Source organism: Chitinophaga oryzae (assembly GCF_012516375.2).
Lineage (GTDB): Bacteria > Bacteroidota > Bacteroidia > Chitinophagales > Chitinophagaceae > Chitinophaga > Chitinophaga oryzae.
Genome location: NZ_CP051204.2, coordinates 1,040,679 through 1,063,693 on the forward strand (window position 1 = coordinate 1,040,679; position 23,015 = coordinate 1,063,693).

General features: G+C 52.8%; 16 protein-coding genes. 10 read left to right on the forward strand and 6 right to left on the reverse strand.

Annotated elements, in window-relative coordinates; all coding sequences use genetic code 11:
* The first annotated feature begins 10 nt into the window (after positions 1-10).
* The 7 genes from HF324_RS04415 to HF324_RS04445 all read left to right on the forward strand — a co-directional run bounded on the left by HF324_RS04415 (position 11) and on the right by HF324_RS04445 (position 7,186).
* Positions 11-862, forward strand: coding sequence for a DUF4249 domain-containing protein (locus tag HF324_RS04415; protein ID WP_168861985.1), 852 nt, complete (start codon positions 11-13; stop codon positions 860-862).
* A gap of 380 nt (positions 863-1,242) precedes the next feature.
* Positions 1,243-1,584: a DUF6686 family protein gene (locus tag HF324_RS04420; RefSeq protein ID WP_168861986.1), complete on the forward strand. Its 342-nt coding sequence runs from the start codon at positions 1,243-1,245 to the stop codon at positions 1,582-1,584.
* A gap of 183 nt (positions 1,585-1,767) precedes the next feature.
* Complete coding sequence (glsA, locus tag HF324_RS04425; protein WP_220100672.1) at positions 1,768-2,811, forward strand: glutaminase A; 1,044 nt, start codon at positions 1,768-1,770, stop codon at positions 2,809-2,811.
* Positions 2,812-2,979: 168 nt separating this feature from the next.
* Positions 2,980-3,918, forward strand: coding sequence for a DnaJ C-terminal domain-containing protein (locus HF324_RS04430; RefSeq protein WP_168809908.1), 939 nt, complete (start codon positions 2,980-2,982; stop codon positions 3,916-3,918).
* Positions 3,911-4,261 (forward strand): damage-inducible protein D, encoded by a 351-nt coding sequence (locus tag HF324_RS04435; RefSeq protein ID WP_168809910.1) that lies wholly within the window; start codon positions 3,911-3,913, stop codon positions 4,259-4,261. Before HF324_RS04430 ends, HF324_RS04435 begins: the two co-directional genes overlap by 8 nt.
* Positions 4,258-5,679 carry a DHA2 family efflux MFS transporter permease subunit gene (locus HF324_RS04440; RefSeq protein ID WP_168809911.1) on the forward strand — a complete coding sequence of 474 codons (1,422 nt, stop codon included), beginning with the start codon at positions 4,258-4,260 and terminating at the stop codon, positions 5,677-5,679. Before HF324_RS04435 ends, HF324_RS04440 begins: the two co-directional genes overlap by 4 nt.
* An 82-nt stretch (positions 5,680-5,761) precedes the next feature.
* Positions 5,762-7,186: a hybrid sensor histidine kinase/response regulator gene (locus HF324_RS04445; protein WP_168809913.1), complete on the forward strand. Its 1,425-nt coding sequence runs from the start codon at positions 5,762-5,764 to the stop codon at positions 7,184-7,186.
* On the opposite strand, the gene HF324_RS04450 is transcribed toward HF324_RS04445, so the two are convergent.
* Positions 7,176-8,012 (reverse strand): CvfB family protein, encoded by an 837-nt coding sequence (locus HF324_RS04450; RefSeq protein ID WP_168809915.1) that lies wholly within the window; start codon positions 8,010-8,012, stop codon positions 7,176-7,178. The two genes, HF324_RS04445 and HF324_RS04450, sit on opposite strands and share 11 nt — an antisense overlap.
* Before the next feature lie 141 nt (positions 8,013-8,153).
* On the opposite strand from HF324_RS04450, the gene HF324_RS04455 reads away from it, so the two are divergent.
* Positions 8,154-8,990 carry a sulfite exporter TauE/SafE family protein gene (locus HF324_RS04455; protein WP_168861987.1) on the forward strand — a complete coding sequence of 279 codons (837 nt, stop codon included), beginning with the start codon at positions 8,154-8,156 and terminating at the stop codon, positions 8,988-8,990.
* 3 nt (positions 8,991-8,993) lie between these two features.
* On the forward strand, positions 8,994-9,395 hold the full coding sequence (locus HF324_RS04460) for a DUF1634 domain-containing protein (RefSeq protein ID WP_168809919.1): 402 nt from the start codon (positions 8,994-8,996) through the stop codon (positions 9,393-9,395).
* A 77-nt stretch (positions 9,396-9,472) separates the two neighbouring features.
* Here HF324_RS04460 and HF324_RS04465 read toward each other — a convergent pair whose 3' ends face one another.
* From HF324_RS04465 to HF324_RS04485, 5 genes are all read right to left on the reverse strand, one after another.
* A complete protein-coding gene (locus tag HF324_RS04465; RefSeq protein ID WP_168861988.1) occupies positions 9,473-11,182 on the reverse strand; it encodes a RagB/SusD family nutrient uptake outer membrane protein in 1,710 nt (569 codons plus the stop codon).
* 19 nt (positions 11,183-11,201) lie between these two features.
* Complete coding sequence (locus HF324_RS04470; protein WP_168809924.1) at positions 11,202-14,306, reverse strand: SusC/RagA family TonB-linked outer membrane protein; 3,105 nt, start codon at positions 14,304-14,306, stop codon at positions 11,202-11,204.
* Positions 14,307-14,341: 35 nt separating this feature from the next.
* Entirely contained in the window at positions 14,342-17,344 is a 3,003-nt protein-coding gene (locus HF324_RS04475) for a DUF4955 domain-containing protein (RefSeq protein ID WP_168861989.1), read from the reverse strand.
* Positions 17,345-17,362: 18 nt separating this feature from the next.
* Positions 17,363-18,733: an alpha-L-fucosidase gene (locus HF324_RS04480; RefSeq protein ID WP_168861990.1), complete on the reverse strand. Its 1,371-nt coding sequence runs from the start codon at positions 18,731-18,733 to the stop codon at positions 17,363-17,365.
* A gap of 248 nt (positions 18,734-18,981) precedes the next feature.
* Positions 18,982-19,491, reverse strand: a complete 510-nt coding sequence (locus HF324_RS04485) for a nucleotidyl transferase AbiEii/AbiGii toxin family protein (protein ID WP_168809930.1) — start codon at positions 19,489-19,491, stop codon at positions 18,982-18,984.
* A 360-nt stretch (positions 19,492-19,851) separates the two neighbouring features.
* Here HF324_RS04485 and HF324_RS04490 point away from each other — a divergent pair, with 360 nt between their 5' ends.
* Positions 19,852-22,998: a PQQ-dependent sugar dehydrogenase gene (locus tag HF324_RS04490; RefSeq protein WP_168809932.1), complete on the forward strand. Its 3,147-nt coding sequence runs from the start codon at positions 19,852-19,854 to the stop codon at positions 22,996-22,998.
* Positions 22,999-23,015: the final 17 nt, after the last annotated feature.

The window sequence follows — 23,015 nt, forward strand, 5'->3', positions numbered from 1 at the left end:
AACGCAGCGTATGAAATCTTTTTTCGTATATGGTATACTGTTAATGATCCTGCTGTCTGCCTGTGAGGAGCGGGTGAATATACAGCTGAAGTATGAGGGCGACAGGATTGTGGTCAACAGTCTCCTGCAGCCGGACAGTGTGGCGTATATCCGTATTACACGCAGTGTGCCGGCCAATGTGTACGATGAAAGCGGTTTCACGGAAATCCGCGATGCACAGGTGACGCTGCTGCAGAACGGCATCGATATGGGTGCGGTGCAACAGCAAACGATTAAAGGACGGACTTACTTTGTATCCAAAGAAAAGATAGCAAACGGTAATACCTATACGATAAATGTGTCGGCGCCGGGACTAACGCCGGTTACGGCAAAAGATACGCTGCCGCCTGTGCCGGAAGTTTCCGGCGCGGCTGCAAAGCGGTACAGCACCCGGGTTGTTTTCACGTTGAAAGACCGCCCCGGGGCTAGGGATTATTACAAAGTGCGCGTATTTACATGCGGTCCCGGCGACCGGCCCGATACGATGCGTAACTTCCGGCTGGACCCGGCTTTCAACAACAACCTGATAGACGTTATCACCAATGCCCACTATGCCAGCCTGATCATGGATGATGCGCGCTTTGACGGTAAAACGGTCAACTTTGTACTGGAGACGGAATATCCTGTTAACGCCACGCGCATGATGGTGGAAGTCAGTGAGCTTACCTGCGGCGGCTACAAGTATTTCCGCACATCGGATGCGCAGATCGGGAACGGCGGCGTGCTGATCACTGAGCCGGCGACGGTATATACCAATGTGGTGAACGGTTATGGCATTGTGGCCGGCATCAATGCAAAGAGGATCGTATTTACGACAGAATAATGGGAAACTCATTTTTTTCCTGATCCGATAAATGTATTCTTATTTTATAATGTAGGTTTGTCCTGCAATAGTTTTCAATATTACACCCTATGAAACCCCTGCGCCCGCTGTGTTTACAGCGGGCGCTTTTTTTTCGGATGCTAAAAAAATGTTAATGAAACTTTCCTTTTTGCGTAAATCGTTTTCCTGATCCGTCAACGGCAGTTGTGCACGCCGGCGTACTTTTGATATGACAAGATGCTTCGGCGTATTTGCTATACATAATAGAGAAGAGAAAGGTATCTGTTGTTTGTAACCTCATTTTCCATAACGAGTGATGAATAAAAGCCCTGACAGCGGCCGGTTCTCCGGCCGCTGGAGGCACTAACCGCAAAAAGCTTATGTGTAATTATCAGACTTTATACCACAGCAGCAACGGATATGTCATTCGTTGCGCGCATTGCAAAGGCATACAGATGGCCTTTGGTACCAGCGTTGTTAACCTGGCCCCGGAAGAATTTTTTTGTTTCGCCGACATGGTTGTCCATTTGTCCGATAACAGCGACCCGCTCTGCCAGGAGCATGAGAAAAGTATCTGTTTGCCTTTGCCTGCGGACCATGTGATGATGCTGCTGACGCCGGCAGAGGTGAAAAGCCTGGCCAGGATGGTGCTGGAAGTGCAGGCGTTGCTGGAGGCTTATGCTATACTGGACGCGGCTTCTCCCTGTTCTTCAGAGGATTGATCGTTTCCCTTTATTTTCCTGTGTTGACCCTGGTCCTTCTTGTTGCCGGGCGCCCTGCTATGGCGCCACTGCATAAAAATAACGGCCGTGTTTGAACTTTATCCGTTTGGGGGATGTTCTAATAGCGCGCAGATCAGCTATCCTGGCTGATACAGGTACGCCGCAAACCCAAAATCCGTTATCATGCCGCTACGTGAAGTCCTGACACATTTCACCCAAAGAAAATTATTATGCTTGCTGGCAGTCATGTTGTGCTGCCGGGGATACAGCGATGCGCAGAAAAAGACGATGCCTTCCGAAAAGCGCATCCGCGAAGTCATGCAGCAGGCCTATCACCAGTTCAAAAACAGCAGTGGCGGCGCTAATGCCAGCTACATTCCCTATCTGGCAAATGTGGATCCTGAACTGTATGGCATTGCTGTCTGCACGGCCGACGGAAAAGTGCTGGAGCTGGGAGACAGCAAATATGAGTTCGGGATAGAGTCTATCTCCAAGGTATTTGTGCTGGCGCTGGCCCTGCAACAGCGGGGCGCCAGGGCGGTGGAAGACAGTATCGGCGTTAATGCCACGGGGATGCCTTTTAATTCTGTGATGGCGGTAGAGCTGGACCCGCAGCGGGCAGTCAACCCGCTCGTGAATGCCGGCGCTATGGCGACCAACAGTTTTATCAGGGCGCCTAACAGTGCCGCTAAATGGACAATGATCGATGATATGATGGCCAGGTTTGCCTCCCGGCGCCTGTCGGTCATCCAGCAGCTGTATGCTTCCGAAACAGCCACTAACCTGCATAACAGGGCTATTGCCTGGTTGTTGTATTCCTACGGCCGTTTTTATGACGATGTCAGCGAGGCGGTAGACCTCTACACCCGGGCCTGTTCCTACGGCTCCAGTACCCGCGACCTGGCTATTATGGCCGGTACGCTCGCCAATAACGGCGTGAACCCCGTTACCCGTGAAAAAGTAATCGATGCTGCGCTCTGTCCGCGCATCCTGGCTACCATGCTCACGGAAGGGTTGTATGACAACACCGGTTCATGGGTATACCATACCGGTCTGCCTGCCAAGAGCGGCGTAGGCGGCGGTATGATCGCCGTGGCCCCCGGTAAGATGGCTATTGCGGTGTTTGCCCCGCCGCTGGACAGATCGGGAAACAGTGTAAAGGCGCAGAAAACACTGCAATACATTATCGATGAACTGAAGCTGAATTTGCTGTTGCCCCAGGGTTGAAGCCCTGCGTATTGCCGTTACCGTGGCGCCCGCACGGGGCGGGCACAGGGCGGGGGGCGTGGCGGCAAAAGCCGGTATTTTCCTGTAAAATGTCATTTTTTTCCGGTATATTTCTTGTGGCCATTCTTAACTCCTGAACAAGTTTCAATCATCACATGTTGTATACTTATGGACGTAAAAGATTACTACAAGATACTAGGTGTAGAGAAAACAGCGACAGCGGAACAGATCAAAAAGGCGTACAGGAAACTGGCGGTAAAATACCATCCCGATAAGAACCAGGGGGATAAGGCCGCTGAGGACAAATTCAAGGAGATAAACGAAGCGTACGAAGTATTAAGCGACGAAGAAAAGCGCAAAAAATACGATCAGTTCGGGGAAAACTACAAGTATTACGAGCAGCACGGCGGCAGGCCGGAAGATTTCGACTGGTCGCAATACGGCGGTGGCAGACAAGGTGGTGGTTACACCTATTCCGGCAATATGGAGGACATGTTTGGCGGAGAGGGTGGATTTTCCGATTTCTTTGAACAGCTGTTCGGCAACCGTTTTTCCGGCGGCCGTCGGCAGCAGCAGGGTCCTGGCCGCGGAAGGGATGTGCAGGCCACTATGGAGGTGTCGCTGGAAGATGCCTACAACGGCGCCACCAGGCAGGTGGAAGTGAATGGGAGCCGGCTGAACATCAAACTGAAGCCGGGGCTGCAGGAAGGCCAGGTGATACGCCTCAAGGGAAAAGGTTCTCCCGGGCGCCAGGGGGGCCAGCCCGGAGATCTGCTGATCACCATCCAGCTGGGCGCGCACCCGCAATACGAACTGAAAGGACAGGATATTCATACCGAAGTGCCGCTGCCCCTGTATACGGCTATTTTAGGCGGTAAGCTGACCGTACCTACGCCCGCCGCTTCGCTGAGCATGAACATCCCAGCCGGTACAGACAGCGGCAAAGTGTTCCGTTTAAAAGGTAAAGGTATGCCGGCATATGACAATAAAGGCACAGCCGGCGATCTGTACATTAAAGCGATCGTGCATATTCCCAAGAATCTTTCCGACAAGGAAAAAGAACTGTTTCAGCAACTTTCACAACTAAATGAGAATGGTCATGCTTAAACTTTTTGACTACCTGGAAGAAGTGATTGCCACTGAGAGAATTTCACAGCTAAGAAACCCGCCCCTGCTGTATACTGCCAGCGAAATCATGCAGGAGCTCGGGTATAAGGACCCTTCCATGATACAGGAACCGCTGGACAGGGCCATGCATGCCTGCGCATCCCTGCAGATACCTGTCAACTATAACTTCCACAAAATATATTGTTTTAAAGACGGCGGTGAAATGGAAACAGACTGGCAGTTGTCGGAACTGGCCACCTACCTGCTGATGATCAACTGCAACCCGCTAAACCCGCTGGTCGCCAAAGCGCAGCTTATCTTTATGATGAAAGACCGTGTATGAGAGATGTCAACAGGACCGGTATTCTGATTGTGATCATCATGGGTACCACCATGGCGGGGATAGATTCCAGCATTGTCAATATATCCCTGCCCGTTATGAGCAAACAATTCAATTGTACGCTCAGCGAAATAGAATGGGTGATCACCGTATATATGCTGAGTTTTTCGGTGCTCATGCCTCTTACCAACTGGCTGAAAAACCGCATTGGCTTTTTTAATCTCTATATCGGCGCTATTTCCCTGTTTACTTTCGGATCGTTATTGTGCGCACTGTCCACCACCCTGCCGTCTTTGCTGGTAGGCCGCGTGGTACAGGCGCTGGGCGGCGGCGCCATGGCGCCTACATCTATGGCTATTATCTCTTATGTGTTCCCGGCCAGGGTACGCGGCGCCGTTTTAGGCTGGTGGGGACTGGGCAACCTGGTAGGGCCGGCTATCGGGCCCACCCTGGGCGGTATCCTGACAGAACAGTTCGGATGGCCTTCTATTTTCTATATCAATCTGCCGATAGGCGTTATCACGGTATTGCTGTCTTTCAAATACCTGAATGTGTTACGCAGTCAGCCTAAGTTAAAACTCCCTTTCGACCTCACGGGTTTTACCACCCTGACTGTCTTCCTGGTGTGCCTGCAGTATGGGGTGGCCCGTGCGGAAGTGCTGGGTATCACATCCCCCGAAATACTGGTCACCCTGGGTATCGCGGTGGTGGCGCTGCTCTTTTTTATCCTGCTGGACCGCCGGCAGCAGGCGCCGATTATCGACCTGCAATTGTTTAAAAACTATTCCTTTGTCAGTTGTATACTGGTCACCATTTCCCGGGCGGCTGCCTTGTTTGGCGGCCTGTTTCTGATGCCTTTCCTGTTACAGGAACAGATGGGCTATTCGGAAGGTGCTTCCGGACTGCTGATACTGCCCAATTCTGTTTTTATGGCGGCCCTGATGCCCTTTGCCGGCAAATGGTCGGATAAACACGGCTCCCGTGAAATATCCATGTTGGGAATTATGCTGCTGGCGGCTTCCATGTACCTCTTCGCCGTACTGGACCGCGGCAGTGATATCTGGTCGGTCATTCTTGCCATGACGGTAAGGGGCCTTGGCATGGGCTTGTTGCTGGCGCCGCTCAATGCGGCTACCCTCAGTTCGGTACGCCCATCGGAGGTAACGATGGCCTCTTCAGTAAGTACGCTGATGCAACAGGTAGGCGGGGCCATCGGAATTGCTGTGCTTGCTATCATTACGCAGACTGCATATAATAATCATGTGCTGGCCGGCGCTACTACCATGCAGGCACACCACCTGGCGCTGCGGCAAGGGTTTCATATTTCCCTGATCATCCTCCTGGTAACCCTGGTACCTGCCTGGTTCCTTCCCCGCAGGAACATAGTGCTTAAAGATGTGGACGCGCATATTGATACCTGATGTATATTGGCACATAATTTCTGAAGGAAAAAGTGGAACTATACCATCGCCTATGGCTATCAACAGTAAAAAACACATTTTAATGATCGATGATGACGAGGATGATTTTTTCCTGGTGAATGCTTTACTGCAGGATATTTCGCCCGACGAATATGTTTTACAGTGGGTGTCTTCCTACAGCGAAGCACTGAGTATTATTGAAACCAGGGTGCACGATTTGTACCTGGTCGACTATCGTTTAGGCGCGCATACCGGTATTGATGTGTTGCATCATTTCCGCAACCTGGGTTATAAAGCCCCGGTTATTCTTTTTACCGGTAAAGGAGATTATCACATCGATAAAGAGGCGATGGAGGCCGGCGCCGCGGATTATCTCGTAAAGAGCGAAATTACCGCAGTAGGACTGGAACGCGCCATCCGTTATACACTGGATAAATTCACACATCTCAATGTTATTGAGAAAAGCGAAAAAAGATATTTCAGCATTTTCGAGAAATCAAATGATGCGATTCTGCTGGCAGATTGTGAACATCGCATTGTAGCGGCCAATCCGGCAGCCATCCGGTTGTTGCGCTACGAGGAAATGTCGCTGTACAACAGTCACCTCGATTCTCTTTTTGCGGACGAGAGCCAGATCAAAGCCTTTGTGGACCAGCTGTGCAATGAGGATGGCGTGGTACGGCAGGAGTTCAGGTTCCGTACCTGCCAGGGACAGCAACTGGACGTATTGGTAAACGCTTCGTTGCTCGATGAGAAAAAGCAGTTGTATCTCTGTATTATCCAGGATATCACGGAGCGTAAAAGAAAGGAACAGGAAAAGCAGCAACAGGAGAAGTTTGCTATTACCGGGAGAATAGCCCGCCTGATTGCGCATGAGGTGCGTAATCCGCTGACAAACATCCTGCTGGCCGTGTCTGAATTAAAGACGTCTGAATTGCCGCAGACGGCCGATTCCCAGCTATATCTCGATATTATGGAGCGCAACTGCCACCGTATCAACCAGCTGGTGACAGAATTATTGGAGTCTACCCGTATGTCTGAACTGAATATGTTGCCGCAGGGCCTCAATGTGCTGGTGGAAAAGACGATTCATCTGGCGGCGGACCGTATGCAGCTGAATGATATCCGGGTGATCAAAAAACTACGGGAGCCCGATCAGCAGGTGATGGCCGATGAAGATAAGCTGATCATCGCCCTGCTGAATATCATTATCAACGGCATTGAAGCAATGAAAGCGGGTGACGGTACGCTGGAAGTGGAGACCTGGCATGAGCCGGACAAGGTATTTGTTCGTATAAGCGATACCGGTAGTGGCATCCCGCAGGAGAACCTGGCAAAACTATTTGAGCCGTTTTTTACCAGTAAGACCAAGGGTACCGGCCTTGGGCTGACGGCTACCCAGAATATCATCCTTAATCATAAAGGAACGATACAAGTAGATAGCCGTCCGGGGGAAGGTACACAGTTCATGATCAGTTTCCCGATCGTGAAAGCGGTTACTCCGTAGTATCCGCTTCTTTAATACCTGTTTGTGTGAAGATGATTTTCCGCTGTTTGTACAGGTTACCGATCGTCATTTTGAACGTTTTTTTGCTCATGCCGAAGAACTCCTGTATTTCTTCCGGGGTGGATTTATCGTGATACGGCAGGTAGCCGTTGTTTTCCTGCAGCAGGCGGAGTATTTTCTCTCCTTCGTCTTCCACGCGTTTGTAGCCCGGCTGGCCCAGCACTACGTCTATTTTATCTTCCCGGATGCTGCGGATGAAGCCTTTGAGCTTATCACCGACTTCCACGGTGCGGAACAGTTCGTTGTGATGAAGAATACCGGTATGCCGGTTATTGATGATCACCACGTACCCGATGTCGGTACGGCGGTATACCACCAGGGTGACCGGGTCCATTTCCTTTACAGTCAGGTTTTCGTTGCTGAGGAAGCGGTCTATCTTCTCGGTGGCGGCGAGGCGGCCCGTCAGTTCGTCGATGTATATTTTAACGAGGTATTCCTGTCCGGGCACCATGCGGGTCAACTGTTGCGACTGCGGCACAAAAAGGTCTTTCATCAGGCCCCAGTCCAGGAAAGCGCCCTGTTTGGTGGTGCTGACGGCTTTCAGGTTCACGATATCGCCGGCGACGCCATAAGGCTTCTGGGTAGTGGCGATCAGCCTGTTTTCAGAATCATGGTACAGGAAAACTTCCAGTTCATCGCCTATTTTGGTGCCTTTAGGCACAAACCGCGTCGGCAGCAGTATTTCCTGGTCCACACCTTCCAGGTATACGCCGAAATCGGCTTCTTTTTTAACCCTTAACAGGTTATACTCACCCACCTTTATCATATAGAGAAATTAAGTATCCGGCTGCAAGTTACTTATAGATTACGGATTGTGGGAATCATATTCTGCTTACTTTTGCATCATTGGCCATTGAAGGCTTCTTTTATTGCCTGTAATTGTCGATCTAAACCAACCAACCATCTTATGACGATTTTATCATTTACATTGGTCCTGCTCGCCGGGGCCTTTCTGGCGGGGCTATTGGGGTCGCTCACCGGGCTGGGAGGCGGTGTGGTGATTATCCCGCTGCTGACGCTCGTTTTCCACGTTGACATCCGCTATGCGATTGGTACCGCCCTGATCGCGTCTATTGCCACCTCTTCCGGTTCTGCCTCCGCTTATGTAAAAGAAGGGATCACCAACATCCGGCTGGGCATGTTCCTGGAGATCGCCACTACCACGGGCGCTGTAGTGGGGGCGCTGATAGCGGTTTTTATCCCTACCAATGTGGTGGCCATTATCTTTGGCTGCGTGCTGATTTTTTCCGCGCTGATGTCTTTCCGTAAAAAATCGGAAGCTGTTTCTGACGAAGATGTCAGTAAACTGGCGCGCGACCTGAAGCTGAACGGGACCTATCCTTCCGGCGGCGAAGTGGTATCCTACAAAGTAAGGCATGTGCCGGGCGGTTATTTTATGATGACCTTCGCCGGTGTGATGTCGGGCTTGCTGGGCATTGGTTCCGGCGCACTGAAAGTGCTGGCGATGGACAATATTATGCGGATCCCGTTTAAAGTGTCCACCACTACCAGCAACTTCATGATCGGCGTGACAGCCGCCGCCAGCGCTGTGGTATACCTGCAACGCGGCTACATCAGCCCCGGCCTCTGTATGCCGGTCGTGCTGGGCGTATTGCTGGGCGCCTTCGGCGGTTCCCGCCTGCTGGTGAAAGCCAATGCAAAGTGGTTGCGTATAGTCTTTGGCGTAGTAATCACTTTCCTGGCGCTTCAGATGATTTATAATGGTCTCAACGGAAAACTGTAGTACATGAAGCGTCTATTCTCGAAACATTACTGGGCTGACAAAGATGTACAGCAGCTGATCGGCAAACAGCTCCGGGTGGGTGTTATCACTTCCAGCATCATCGTATTTCTGGGCGGGATGATATACCTGTACCGCCACGGACATGAAGCGCCCGACTACGGCACTTTTGCCGGGGTGCGGCAGGGGCTTGACAACCTGCCGGGCATCTTCCGGGGGATTATGGAAGGCAAGGGCATGAACGTGATCCAGCTAGGGGTCGTACTGCTGATAGCCACGCCTATTATCCGTATAGGCCTTTCCGTTTTTGCTTTTTTACTGGAGAAAGATTATCTCTATGTGGTGATTACCCTTATTGTACTGGGCGTGATCACTTTCAGCATGGTAGGCGGACTGGAACGATTGTAAAAGGCCATTTTCGTATAAGTGACAGGGTTAGTGCAACGCACTAACCCTGTATTTGTGAATACAACCTTTAGTGCCTGTTACCATCCGGGATTCTGCGGATAAGGCGTGCCGGTGGTGGTGGCGTCTATCTGGTCCTGCGGAATGGGGCGCAGCCAGTGTTTCGGTGATTTGAAGTTAATCCTGGCGTTGTCGTCGCAGTGTTTCTGTAAGCGGGTCAGCAGGGTGCCGGTCCTTACGAGGTCCAGCCAGCGCACGTTTTCGCCGGCCAGTTCCCGGGAACGTTCGTCCAGGATGAAGTCAATGTTGAGATCGGCGGCGGTAATACTCATTTTGGTTTTGTCGCCGGTAGGGAACGCAGCTCTTTCTCTCACTGCGTTCACATATTGTACTGCTTCGGCGGTACGTCCGCTCTGCATCAGCGCTTCGGCCGCTACCAGGTATGTTTCCGCAAGGCGGTAAGCGATCAGGGGGCGGATGGAAGGCGCGTTCATGTCGGAACGTTTGGTGTCCACATATTTGGATAGGGCCGGCGACATTTTGATAGAGTATTTGTTGGACGGTATCAGCGTGTAGGGCGCCGCAGCTATCTGTGCATTGGAGAAAGTGCCCTGTGGCATATAGATACAGGTGTCGCCAAGTTTCATTTTGGGCTTGCCGGGAGCGGCGCCGGCCGGAGCGCCCGGTGGCAGCGGGTTAGGCCATACGGGGATGCTGCCGGCGTTGTTGCAGAACCATACCGTCTGGAAGCTTTTGTTGAAGCGGGTATCATTTTTCCGTTCTGCGAAAACGGTATCTGTCAGCCATCTGGTGGGCACAGTGCGGATATAGGGACGCCCGTCTTTGATGTTGCGGCTCATGCCGTCGATTTTCTCGTATTGCGGTACAAAAAGATGTACCAGCATATTGTCCGGCGTGCGGTTGTCCTGGTTGGGCGAACCGTTGTAGGCCAGGCTGGCAGTATGTTGTACGGTCCACAGCACTTCCGCGTTGTTTTCGTTGCCTTCGGCGAATACGCTGCCGAAATCGGGCAACAGGTTCAGGCCGAGCGATGGTGCATTGGTAAGCAGGTCTATCGCCGTTGCGGCTGCGTCCTGGTAGTCTGTAGGTTTGGCGGCTTTGCTGCCGGCGCGGGTCAGGTAAACTTTGGCCAGCACGTGTCTGGCAGCGGCGGCATTGGCGCGGCCGGGGTCTATGCCTTTAGGGCCGGGCGCCAGGTTGGGAATGGCTTCTTTCAGATCGGTGATGATGGCGTCGTATACTTTGGCCAGCGGGTGCCGGTCGGCTGACGTTACGGGTCCGGAGATGAAGGAAGTGGTGAGGGTCACATCTCCCCAAAGCTGCACCAGCACAAAGTAATAATTAGCCCGCAGGAACTTCGCTTCTGCGATGGCTTTCTTGCGGATATCTTCTGAAATGCCGGTGGCTTCAGGAGCATACTGGATCACTGCATTACAGGTGTTGATATACGTGTAGATGTTGTTCCATTGTGCCTTGAACTTACCATCGCTGGGCAGGAGGCCCGGATCGTAGGTCATGAAGTTCTGGTTGCCGTCATTGCCCCTTTTGAATTCGTCTGTGCCGGGCGTGGTCATAGAGAAATAGTCTTCGCAGCCCCAGATGGTGCGGGTGCCTGCGTAAGAGGCGTCCAGTGCGGCGTTTACGCCCTGTGACGTTTTATAGAAATCCGGTACCAGTACGGCCCGGGGTGTTTCGTTCAACATTTTGCTGCAACTTCCCAACAGAGAGGCGGCGGTGAATATGCCGGCAGCGAACCATATCTTTTTCATCACACACAATTTTGAAGGTTTATAAAGTAAGGTTTACACCGAAGAGCATGGACCAGGTGGCCGGTGTGTCTGCATTGATATTGCCGGCAGATTCCGGGTCTACGCCGTGGTACTTGTTGCGGTAATCGGAGAAGAAGATGAACGGGTCCTGCGCAGTCACGTACACCCGCAGGGACCGGGCTTTCAGTTTTTGTACAAAAGCGCCCGGAACGTTGTAGCCCAGGCTCAGCGTCCTGATCTTCAGATAGCTGCCGTCGAAGTAACCCAGTGTGGAATTGTATTGCGTCTGTGTTCTGGACTGGTTGGGTTTGGGAAAATGATTTTCTCCGTTGTAAGGCGTCCAGTAGGGCACGTTCAGGTTGTTGTAGTTACCCTGGAAAGTGTTGGCAAAGCCGCCGCCATACAGTTTGCTGTTGAGCGTGCTGCCGATGCGCGCATACATCACTACGGTGAGATCGAAGCCTTTGTAGCTGAAGCGGTTGGTCATGCCTCCTTCCCATCTGGCTTGCGGAGAGCCAACAATAGTTTTGTCGGCATCGCTGAAAGTGCTGTCGTTGTTGACATCTTTCACGCGGATGGTGCCGATCACGGAGGAGTTGCCGGTGACTTTCTGTCCGTAGCGTTGTGCCAGGAGTGAATCGGATTTGTTATTCTGCCAGATGCCGATGCGCTGATAGTCGTAGATGGCGCCGATGGGCTGACCAACGAACCAGCCATTGGAGATGTCCTGCTGGATACCGTTGTACAGCTCTGTGATTTTGCCTCTGTTGATGAAGAAATTCAGGTCAGACGTCCAGGTGAAATCACCGTTGCCTTTACCTTGTATGTTGACCGTAGAGAGATGTATATCGATCCCTTTGTTTTGTGTTTTGCCTACGTTGACCAGCACATCGCCGGGGATGCCGGAGGTACCGGGCAGGTGGAGCGGGAGCAGCAGGTTGCTGGTTTGAGCGGAATACACTTCCGCGCTACCGGTGATGCGGTTGTTGAACAGTCCGAAATCCACCGCGAAGTTGGCGGTGGTGGTGTATTCCCACTGTAACGCCGCATTGGGCGCCGTATTGATGAACACGCCGGTAACGTTGGTGGAACCGTAGTTGTAGTTGATGCCTTTCAGTGCGCCGAGCGTCTGGTAAGGGTTGATGGCGGTATTGCCGGTGCGGCCGTAGCTGGCGCGGAGCTTCAGGTTGGAGAATACGCGGGAGTCGCGCATGAAATCTTCATTGCTCATGATCCAGCCTGCCGCGGCGGAGGGAAAACCCTTGAACTTGTTGCCGGGCGCGAGGCGGGAACTGCCGTCGCTGCGGGCGGTGAGGGTGAGCAGGTAACGGTCTTTAAAGCTGTAGTTGAGGCGTCCCATGTAGGACACGATGTCCCACTTGCTTTCGGAGCCGCTGCCGGCGAGGTTGAGGCCATAGGTAGCGTTGAAGTATTGCAGTTCATCAGACAGCAGGGTGTTGTTGTTATAGCTGTTGGACTGGCTGCGGGATTCCTGTAAGCTGTATAATCCGGTGAAATTTACATGATGTTTGCCGAAGCGTTTGTCGTAGGTCAGCAGGTTTTCCAGGGTGTAGTTGACATCGGAGCCGTATTTGTTTTCGCTGGTATTAAGGCTGCCGAGGTTATTGGTGGTTTTGCTGCCGTAGAAATTGCCGTAGTTATCGCTTTTGATTTCAGCGCCGCCGTTGAAGCGGTATTTCAGTCCCGGCAGGATATTCACGTCCAGGTAGGCGGTGGTGAAAGTGCCGTTCCGTTTTCTTTTCTCCACGGTGGCGCCGGGGAGGAAGTCGGCCAGCGGGTTCCAGATCTGTTTCTGGCTGCCGGCGAGGAAGTCGTTGATCACGGCGCCGTTGCTGTCGTATGCAGGCGCCATGGGGCTGGCTCTCAGGGCTTGTCCCATCGGGTTGACGCCTTCACCGGTGGTGGTGGAGAAGTTGTTGAGTGAGCTGACGCCTATTTTGAAGATGTTATTGATCTGATGGTCTACGCTTACTTTCACGGTGAAGCGTTCGAAGGCCTGACCGGGATAAACGCCTGTTTCCTTGTAGTAGCCGGCAGAGGCGGCGAATTGTGTTTTTTCGTTGCCACCGGAGATGCCGACCTGGTGGTTGGTCATGATACCTGTTTTATAGATCAGGTCCTGCCAGTCGGTGCTGATGCCTTTAGCCAGCTGCCTTCTTTCTTCAGCGTCGAAGCCGTCGATGAGGATTTGCGGATCATCGGGGCCACTGTATTTCAGTGGCGGGTCCTGTGTGCCGTTCCAGTAGGCCCATTTTTTCAGATCGGCGTATTGTTGGGCGTTCATGAGGTCGTATTTTCCGGCGGGTTTTACGAAGCCGGCGTAGCCGCTGTAGGTGACTACTGCTTTACCGCTTTTGCCACGTTTGGTGGTGACGAGGATGACGCCGTTGGCGCCGCGGGAGCCATAGATAGCGGTGGAGGAAGCGTCTTTCAGCACGTCTACCGAGGTGATATCGTCCGGGTTCAGGTCGTTGATGTCGCCGTTGAACGGGATACCGTCTACCACAAACAGGGGTGAGTTACCCGCCTTGAGGGAACGGGTACCGCGGATGAGGATGGTGGGTTTGGCTCCGGGTTTGCTGTTGCCGCCGCTTTTTTGGATATCGATGCCGGCGCCTTGTCCTTTGAGGATGGAGGTGAGGTTAGCGGCCGGGATATCGCGGAGTGCCTGTGCGTTGATGGAGGTGATGGAGCCGGTAACGTCGGAACGTTTCTGCGTACCATAACCGACCACTACTACTTCATTGAGCTCTCCTTTGTCGGTCGCAAGGGAGATGCTGACGTTGTTCATGTCTGCATTTTCCACTTTCAGTTCCCGGGAGATGAAGCCGGTGTAGGTGATTTTTATGGAAACGTTTGCAGGCACCTCTAACTTAAAAGTACCGTCTGTATTGGTGGTAACGCCGCGGGTGGAACCTTTTACCACGATATTGGCGCCGGGCAGTGGTTCCCCTGTTTGGGAGGTTACACGGCCTTTGATGGTGACGGTTTTGCTCTGTGCGGATAACGGTGAGGTATATACGCATACAGACAATAACCAGCACATCATGAGAGAAAACAGGCGCAGGGGTTTGCCCTGCCATCCTGGGATCGGGAATTTCATAACGCTTAGTTTTTGTTGATAAAATGGATTATATGTTAGTTGGTAATGTCCTTGCTGTAAAGTCTTAATGCCAGTTGCGCTTCAAAAAGGGATGCAGGTGCGACGGATTGTCCGGGCAGTTCATTGATGCCGGTATGTTCAACAGTTACTTTTGAATCGGCCTGAAAGCCTTCCAGTATAGGTGCTGCGATGGTATAGTTCCGGCGGCGTTCCATGTCCCAGAAATTGTAATGCTGGTCTTTGGCGGAGCTATGACGGAAGTTCCACAGCACAAGTTGTTTGCCGTGGTGCGGATGACCGGGTTCGGGCCCGCCGAGGTTGTAGCATACGCCGCCGCGGATATCATCGAACAAAGTGGCATAAGGTTGTCCGGAGTGGCTGTCAAAATTCTGGTCGGTGCCCAGCGCACACTGGGTGATGACGGTCCCCGCGGCGCTGTAGCCGGTGCCGGGGCCGTGATGCTGGGCGCCGTTGAAATAACATTGTTTGATCAGCACGCCATAACCGGTGCGGGCATGTACGGAAGCGTGACCTTTTTTTCCGAGGAAAGTCACATTCTGAACGGTGACCTGGTAGCCGGCGCGGATGTTGATACCTTCATTCCAGTCGGAAAACACGCAGTCGCGTATCCAGCTGTTTTTTACATATTCCATTCCTATGGCCTCCCAGGCGTAGTCGTGGACCTCATTTTTGTGATGGACGAAATCTTCCGGATAACTTTTCCAGTTGCTGGAAAAGCGTATACCGGTGATGCCGCATTCTTCGAGGCTGTTATAGGTGACCAGTTCAAATGGTTTATCATCCACGAGGTGAATATCCAGGTGCAGCGGATTTTTGAAGGTGACGGTATGACCATTTATTTTTTCGATGGTGTGTATTTCCTGGACCTGCATACCGCCGTTATCGCCGAACAGGCGTGTCCACCGGGGTTTCAATGGCAGCGGATCGAAATACCATTTCGTATAGGCTTCACTGCGGTGCCTGATGACGACATCCTGCCCGGGCCGGAGCAGTGATGCGTCGGCTACTTCTACCGAGAAGGTTTCACGGGAGGCGTTGGCGGTAATGGTGGTCAGCCGTTGTTGCTGGTTTTGCGCCGGACGGAAAAGAAATTGCCGGCTGTTGATTCTTTTTTTATCCTGGTAGATTTCGGTACCGCCATCCTGGCTGCCGCTGCCTTGCAGGACGATGTTACTACCGGTGATAAGGATCTGTTTTTTGTTGTCTTCATCGGGCGCCAGCAGGTATTTCCCTTTTGGGAAAAAGACGATGCCTCCGCCAGGGTTGGCTGCTGCAGCATCTACGGTGCGTTGGATGGCTTCATCGTCATATTGGTCGTCGTTGGGAATGGCGCCAAATTGTGTCACATCAAACTTTTTCTTACCGGTTAGTTCGGGCAGTGGTTGTTCTGAAAAATGATAGCCGGCGTAGGAGAAATCGGGTAATATGGGGATGGTATTATTTTTCCGGGCGGCTACAAATTCTTTCCATAGCGGGGCAATGGGCGGTGCAGCGGCTACGGTACCGTCGACAGTGATGTTCCGGGCAACGCCTTCCAGTTTCAGGAACTGTCCGGATGCGGGATGTCTGATAGCTTTCATTTCCACGCTTTTGGAGTCTGCAATGCGCACCAGCGGCTCTTTACCGGTGTTGCCAGGGAGGGCCCAGCGGGTGAGCTGTACCTGGTCAATGTCACGGGCAATTACCGCCGGTCGCGCTTCGGGCAGATCGCTGGTATAGGTGATACGATGGAACCGGATATTTTTAGCGTGACGGATATACAGGGCGTAGGCCGGTATCTGTTTGCCAAACATTTTTATTTCGGGGTAATCGCGTTCCCGCTCTTCGAGGTTGACCTGTGCATCTGCTGCGGTCCCTTCACCGGGGATGTTGATGTGAATATTGTCGAGCGTGATGTCGTCGATATAATGGCCGGGGATGCCGCTGATAAGCATGCCGGTCCAGGTACCGTGTTTAACCGTTACGTTTTTAATACTGACGTTGCTGATACTGCCGACCTCCTGTTGAGCGTCACCTTCGCGGAAAGTCTTCAACCGGGAGCCGAGGCGGATAATGATGGGCATATTCACCCTGTCCATTTTTACATCACTGATGCTGATGTTGCGGAGGTGTGCGCCATCCACCGAAAAAAGCTTGATACCGCCTTCGCGGGCGAATGCCACGTCGATATGGCTGACGTTTATATTTTCGAAGTTGCCTGCCGATTCCGTCCCGAATTTAATGGCGCCTTCGCCTGTATTGATTTTAATATGGCTGACGGTCACCTCGCGGCAGGGATAGGGGCTGGTGGTTTTAAAGCAGATGGCGTCGTCGCCGCTGTCGATATCGCAGTGGCGGATCACTACTTTTTCGCAGCAGTCGATATCGATGCCGTCGTTATTGCCCAGACCGCGGCTTCTGATGGTGACTTTTTCCGTTAATACGTTCGTGCAATGGAAAAAATGCATGGTCCAGGCGGTGGGACTTTGCAGGCGTATGTCAGATACCTGCACCTGCCGGCAACGGACAAAGCGTACCAGGAAGGGGCGTCTTTCGTGGCCGCCGGACGCCCTTACCAGCTTACCCTGGCCATCGATGGTGCCTTTGCCGGTGATGCCGGTATTGCTTGCGTCCACGGCGCCGATGAGGGCATAGCCCATTTGTTGGCCGAGACCGTCCTTAAAGCCGTCTACGATCTGATAATCTTTAATATCCGGGCTGCCGAGCAGGGTGGCGTTTTCTTCCACAAGCAGCAGTACGTTGTTTTTTAGTAGCAGGGTACCGGTAAGCCAGGTTCCCGCGGGCACGCGCACCTTCCCGCCACCGTTGGCGGAGCAGGTGTCAATGGCCTGCTGAATAGCGGCTGTGTTCAATGTTTTACCGTCGCCCACCGCGCCGAAGCGGGTGATGTCAACAACGGTTTCTTTATCCATGGCAGTACCCATGGAGGCTATCAACAGCCAACAGAAAAGCTGTAGTAACAGGGAATTTTTCATAACGCTGTGGAAATAGAGAGACGGGCGGCATACGGTTCTCATCGGTTGCCGCCTGTTTTTTTAAAAAGTTCCGGTTGTTTCTACTTTGATGACAGTGGCGATGGTGTCAGGAGCCTGCGCTGGTACGTTAATAACGAGTCCTTCCTCCGTGGCGGAGGTGTTGAGTTTTTTGCCGCCGGCAAGCAGCCGGGTGCTGGTGATGTTGTTTTTCAGACCGGGGATGACCAGTTTGCCGTCAGCGGGCCAGTTAAAGACATGGAAGTAGAGGGTGGTTTTGCCGCCTTTAACTTTTTTGGTGCAGCGTCCCCAGGGGAATGCGCCGAAGGGGCTGCCGTTGGTAGCGTAGATAGCTTCCCCGTTGACTTTCATCCACTGGCCGATGCCTTTCAGTCCGTCGATGCTGGGCTGCGGAAACTGCCCCAGTGCGTCCGGTCCCACGTTCAGGAGATAGTTACCGTTTTTAGAGGCGATATCTACCAGGTTCCTGATCAGTGTCTCCGTGCTTTTCCATTTGTGGTCATAACTTTTGTAGCCCCAGGTGCCGTTCATGGTCATGCAGGTTTCCCAGTCGCGGCCATCCAGCTCGGCCTGTGTGGGAATTTTCTGTTCCGGTGTTTTATAGTCGCCCGGAAAGTTGGGTCTTTTAAGCCTGTCATTGGTGATGATATTGGGCTGTAGTGACAGTACCGCCTGCAGTTTCTTCGCATATTCGTCGGTCATGTTGGTCGGCGTGTCCCACCATAATACCGCTACATCGCCGTAGTTGGTGAGCAGTTCTTTCACCTGTGGTACCGCTACTTTATCGATGTATTCACCCATGGTGGCGCTGGTTTGCGCCGGGTCCCAGTGGCCGGTGTTATCTTTTGTATAGGCGTCTATTTTAGCGGAGTCGGGATTGGCCCAGCCTTCGGAGGTTACTTTGCGGGCGGCAGCGCCGCCGGGGTTGTTCCAGTCCTGCGCCTGGGAGTAATAGAAGCCCAGTTTAAGGCCGTATTTTTTACAGGCGGCCGCCAGTGGCCGGAGCACGTCTTTACCGTAGGGTGTAGCGTCGGCGATGTTCCATTTGCTGGCGGCAGATTTGAACATCGCGAAGCCATCGTGATGTTTGGCGGTGATGACGATGTATGTCATGCCGGCGTCTTTTGCGGCTTTTACCCATGCGTCCGCGTCATATTTTACCGGATTGAAGGATTTGGCCACCTGCTGGTAGTCGGCCACTGATATTTTGCCGCGGTTCATGATCCATTCACCGCCGCGGCCTATCTGATGCCCCTGCCAGTTGCCTGCCAGCTGCGCATATACGCCCCAGTGGATAAACATGCCGAAACGGGCTTCCCGCCACCATTTCATATGTTCATCGTGCGCTGTTTGTGCGAAGATCGATTGTGCAGCGCAGCAGATCGCCAGCAAGGAGAGGAATAGTTTTTTCATTACGTGATGTTGGTTGTTATAGGTGATGAAAATGATCGATTTTGGTGAAATGGCCGGACGTGTGATACCGGATGAATGTTTTCTTACAGGCTTACAACTACTGACAATATATCTTTTCCCCTCCGTTTTGTTGCAATCGTTTGCATTAATATTGCAAAAAATAAGCGCAGAGCGCCTGGTTGTTTTATGGTGTGTATTTTACGCTTTATAAAGGTCGGAAATAAATCATCCGGCGAGTAAGCTGATTTTCACATTTTGTTATGGTTTTTTCGCAATGTTGGCGGGGCTGGAAAAGAATAGAACCAGGTTGTATTTCTAAACTTTTCCAATATTGTTGCGAGCCCGTCAGGTACTACTGCAAAATCAGGTATTTCTCCATGAAGCATATGTGTTGTCATATATTGATAATCATGCTGGTACATATCCAGCATGTGTGCCGGAGGGATGAAAGAAATCTCATTTCTATCAAGAGAAGTATAGGTGCCCATGTATTTCAATCGACTGTAATGCTTACGATGTTTTTGAATGGTCGTATATAGTACATTATCGGCAAGCGCTTCATCGACGACTCCTGCACGGTCCATTTTTAGCATGTCGTAAAAATGCCTTGACTTCCGTTTTACGCTGATCGTCCTGCTCTTTATAAATACTTCATTTACCAAAAGTGCCTTTTCGAGAAGTGTCACTCTGGGAAGGAGAGGTCGTGTTTTAATTTCCTGGGGCCTTCCTGCTTCAGGAGCGCCTCCTTTTTTATCCATTGCAACAAAAAACTATTTTGAAATCTGCAATCGTTTGCATAACTTACAACCACAGCCAGGATCTGAACCACCAAAATCACTTTGGAAACCATAGACCATTTGCAGCCTCGTACCTGAGATAATCCCGGAAACTACCCTGTAGCCAAGTGTTGTTGAAAACCCGTTTCCACCGTACCCTTTTATTGATCATAAAAAAACGAACGCTTTATGACATCCTCTTAATGCCATTGCCGTCATGAGCAGGACTACGCCCGCCTGTTCCCGGAAATCATTTTTTAAGGTGTATAACAGTAACGGTTATACGCTTACGGGCGACCTATGTTTACTCAAACCCTCATTATCCACCTTTAAAGTTTTTTGATGATGAAAAAAAGATACGCGATACTCTTGTTATTGCTGTTATCCGTTATAACCGTCCGGTCGCAAACCCTGCCGGCCAATTTCCAGCGGGTGCAGGTGGTGAACGGCATCAGCAGCCCCACCTCTCTCGCCTTCCTGCCCGACGGCCGCATACTGGTTTGCCAGGAAACAGGACAGCTGCGGGTAATAAAAAACGGTGCGCTCCTGTCAACACCGGCAGTCTCCCTGTCGGTCAACAGCAGCGGGGAACGCGGCCTGATCGGCATCGCGGTTGACCCTGCCTTCGCCACGAACCACTACATCTACCTGTATTACACACATACCTCCGGCCCACATAACCGCGTCAGCCGCTTTACCATGAACGGTGACATAGCAGGATCTGAAACGGCTATCCTGGACCTGCCTACCCTCAGCGCCATCTACCACAACGGCGGCGGCCTCTCTTTCGGCAACGACGGCAAACTGTACGTCTCCGTAGGCGATAACAAAGTAGGCAACAACGCCAGCAATCTCGACAGCTACATGGGTAAAGTGCTGCGCATCAACACCGACGGTTCGGTACCGTCAGGCAACCCTTTCAGCGGCGGCGCCCAACGCAGCCGCGTATGGGCGTACGGGTTACGTAACCCTTTCACCAACTCCATAGATCCGGTGACGGGCAAGATCTTCATTAACGATGTTGGGGAATCCACCTGGGAAGAAATCAATGACGGCACCACCGGCGGCCGTAACTTCGGATGGCCCACCCAGGAAGGTAACTGCACCAGCGGCTGCTCCGGCTTCACCAATCCGCTGTACCGCTACAGCACCAACCGCGATGGCTCCCCGCCGGACGGCCAGGGCTGCGCCATCAACGGCGGCACTTTCTTCAACGGCGCTATCAGCAACTATCCTGCCACCTACAACGGCAAATACTTTTTCCTCGACTACTGCGGCGGCTGGATCAACTATATCAACCCCGCTTCCCCCACCCGCACCGCTTTCGCTACCGGCCTGGGCGGCGGCATGACCTACCTCAAACAAGGTCCCGACGGCAACCTGTACTACCTGAGCCGCGACAATAACGCGCTGTATAAAATCGTGTATACCGGCACACAGGCGCCGGTGATCACCACACAACCGCAGCCCGTCACCGTACCGCAGGGGCAGACCGCCGTCTTCAACGTGACTGCAGTCGCCAATCCTGCGCCCGCTTACCAGTGGCGTAAAAACGGCGCCAGCATCAGCGGAGCTACAGCAGCTTCCTATGCTATCGCAAATGTGCAGCCTGCGGATACGGGCCTCTACAGCGTAGTGGTCACCAACAGCGCCGGCAGCGTTACCAGCAACAATGCCAGGCTGACGGTCTCCGCACCGAATACCCTCCCGGTAGCAACCATCACCGCGCCGCTGAACAACGCAAAATTCCGTGCAGGCGACACCGTTAGCTTTGCCGGTACCGGTACCGACGCGGAAGACGGTACCCTTCCTGCCAGCGCTTTCCACTGGTGGGTCGACTTCCATCATGCTAACCACGTGCATCCCGGTCCACAGACGCCGGACAGCGTGAAAAACGGCAAATTCGTCATCTCCGCCGAAGGACACACCGAAACAGACATCTGGTATCGTATATACCTCTCCGTTAGAGACAGCCGCGGTGAACAGGACACCACCTACGTGGAACTGTTTCCTGTCACTTCCAGCCTCTCCCTGCAGACACAACCCGCAGGCCTGCAAATCAGGCTCAATGACATTCCGTTTACCACGCCGTATAGTACCCCTGCTTTATCGGGCATGGTGCGGCCTATGGAAGCCCCATCTCCGCAAGTGCTCAATGGTGTCACCTATATCTTCGACCATTGGGCACACGGAGGCAACCGGGTACAGAACATTACCATCACAGACAAGGATACCACCTATACGGCCGTGTTTAAAGCCGCTCCTGCTGCCACACTGCTGAAACCCACACAGGACGCCTACGTACGCGATGGTACCAATGCCGGCACCACCTGGGGCGTAAGCGACTCTACCTTCCTCATCACCAAAGTGGCGCCTGCCGGTCAGCTCAACAATGCGCGGGAGACCTATCTTACCTTCGACCTCACCAGTGCGGCCAGCAGCGTTTCTTCTGTGGTGCTGCGACTGTACGGACGTGTAGACGGCACCGTAGCCACCAGCGTGCCGGTAGGCGCTTACCCGCTGAGCAATACCACCTGGACGGAGAAAACCATCACCTGGAATAACAAACCGGCATCAGGCAGCACCTTGCTGGCGTCTACCGTGCTCACGAACGACACGGCGCGCTACTACACCTGGGACGTGACCAGCTACGTACAGAGCGAACTCGCGGCCGGCAGAAAGAAAATAGCGTTCGTCATGAAGAGCCAGCAGGCACATGACCCGCGTATCTTCCTCAATTCGAAAGAAGCCGCCGCCAACCCGCCGCAGCTGGCCGTTATCGGCGACAGCAGTGGTCCCGGCCCTGTATGCATCCCGGCACAGGCAAGCGCCGACGATGGTAACGTGGCCGCCAACGCCATCGACAATGACCTGAACACACGCTGGTCAGCATCCGGGGAACAGTCCATCTGGTTCTGCCTCGGCACTGGTACCACCACGATCAATGGCGTAGACATCGCTTTCTATAAAGGCGATACCCGCCGCGCTTCGTTCGATATACAGGTGAGCACCGACGGTACCAGCTGGACCAGCGTGGCGACAGGCCTGCAAAGCAGCGGTACCTCTACCGGCTTCGAATCGTTTGTTTTTCCGGCTGTAACGGCCAGGCACGTACGAATCCTGGGACATGGAAATAACGTTAATGCGTGGAACAGCTATTCGGAAGTGAAGTTTAAAACCGGCACGGCCCCTGCTGCCAAAGAAACAGCCCTGGCGGTGATGAACGCTTACCCCAACCCGGCCAGCTCCGTGGTGACAGTGACCTTCAGACTGCCGTCTGACGGACGCACCACGCTGGGCGTGTATGACCTGGGCGGTAAACTGGTGCAGCTGCCGGTGAACGGCCAGTTGGCCGAAGGCGCCCATACGAGGACCATCTCCGTATCAGGACTGCCGGCAGGGATGTATTTCCTCAAGCTTGTGCACAATGGAAAAGTGATGGTGAAACGGGTGATAGTGGGTAGTAATGGTATGCCTGCCGACAGATAACAGATAAATCCATAACG

Coding starts and splice junctions, on each gene's coding strand:
- HF324_RS04480 (WP_168861990.1), bottom strand. CDS start 18,733: ATGAAAAAACTATTCCTCTCCTTGCTGGCGATCTGCTGCGCTGCACAA.
- glsA (WP_220100672.1), top strand. CDS start 1,768: ATGCCGCTACGTGAAGTCCTGACACATTTCACCCAAAGAAAATTATTA.
- HF324_RS04455 (WP_168861987.1), top strand. CDS start 8,154: ATGACGATTTTATCATTTACATTGGTCCTGCTCGCCGGGGCCTTTCTG.
- HF324_RS04460 (WP_168809919.1), top strand. CDS start 8,994: ATGAAGCGTCTATTCTCGAAACATTACTGGGCTGACAAAGATGTACAG.
- HF324_RS04470 (WP_168809924.1), bottom strand. CDS start 14,306: ATGAAATTCCCGATCCCAGGATGGCAGGGCAAACCCCTGCGCCTGTTT.
- HF324_RS04435 (WP_168809910.1), top strand. CDS start 3,911: ATGCTTAAACTTTTTGACTACCTGGAAGAAGTGATTGCCACTGAGAGA.
- HF324_RS04475 (WP_168861989.1), bottom strand. CDS start 17,344: ATGAGAACCGTATGCCGCCCGTCTCTCTATTTCCACAGCGTTATGAAA.
- HF324_RS04445 (WP_168809913.1), top strand. CDS start 5,762: ATGATCGATGATGACGAGGATGATTTTTTCCTGGTGAATGCTTTACTG.
- HF324_RS04485 (WP_168809930.1), bottom strand. CDS start 19,491: ATGGATAAAAAAGGAGGCGCTCCTGAAGCAGGAAGGCCCCAGGAAATT.
- HF324_RS04440 (WP_168809911.1), top strand. CDS start 4,258: ATGAGAGATGTCAACAGGACCGGTATTCTGATTGTGATCATCATGGGT.
- HF324_RS04450 (WP_168809915.1), bottom strand. CDS start 8,012: ATGATAAAGGTGGGTGAGTATAACCTGTTAAGGGTTAAAAAAGAAGCC.
- HF324_RS04415 (WP_168861985.1), top strand. CDS start 11: ATGAAATCTTTTTTCGTATATGGTATACTGTTAATGATCCTGCTGTCT.
- HF324_RS04465 (WP_168861988.1), bottom strand. CDS start 11,182: ATGAAAAAGATATGGTTCGCTGCCGGCATATTCACCGCCGCCTCTCTG.
- HF324_RS04420 (WP_168861986.1), top strand. CDS start 1,243: ATGTGTAATTATCAGACTTTATACCACAGCAGCAACGGATATGTCATT.
- HF324_RS04490 (WP_168809932.1), top strand. CDS start 19,852: ATGATGAAAAAAAGATACGCGATACTCTTGTTATTGCTGTTATCCGTT.
- HF324_RS04430 (WP_168809908.1), top strand. CDS start 2,980: ATGGACGTAAAAGATTACTACAAGATACTAGGTGTAGAGAAAACAGCG.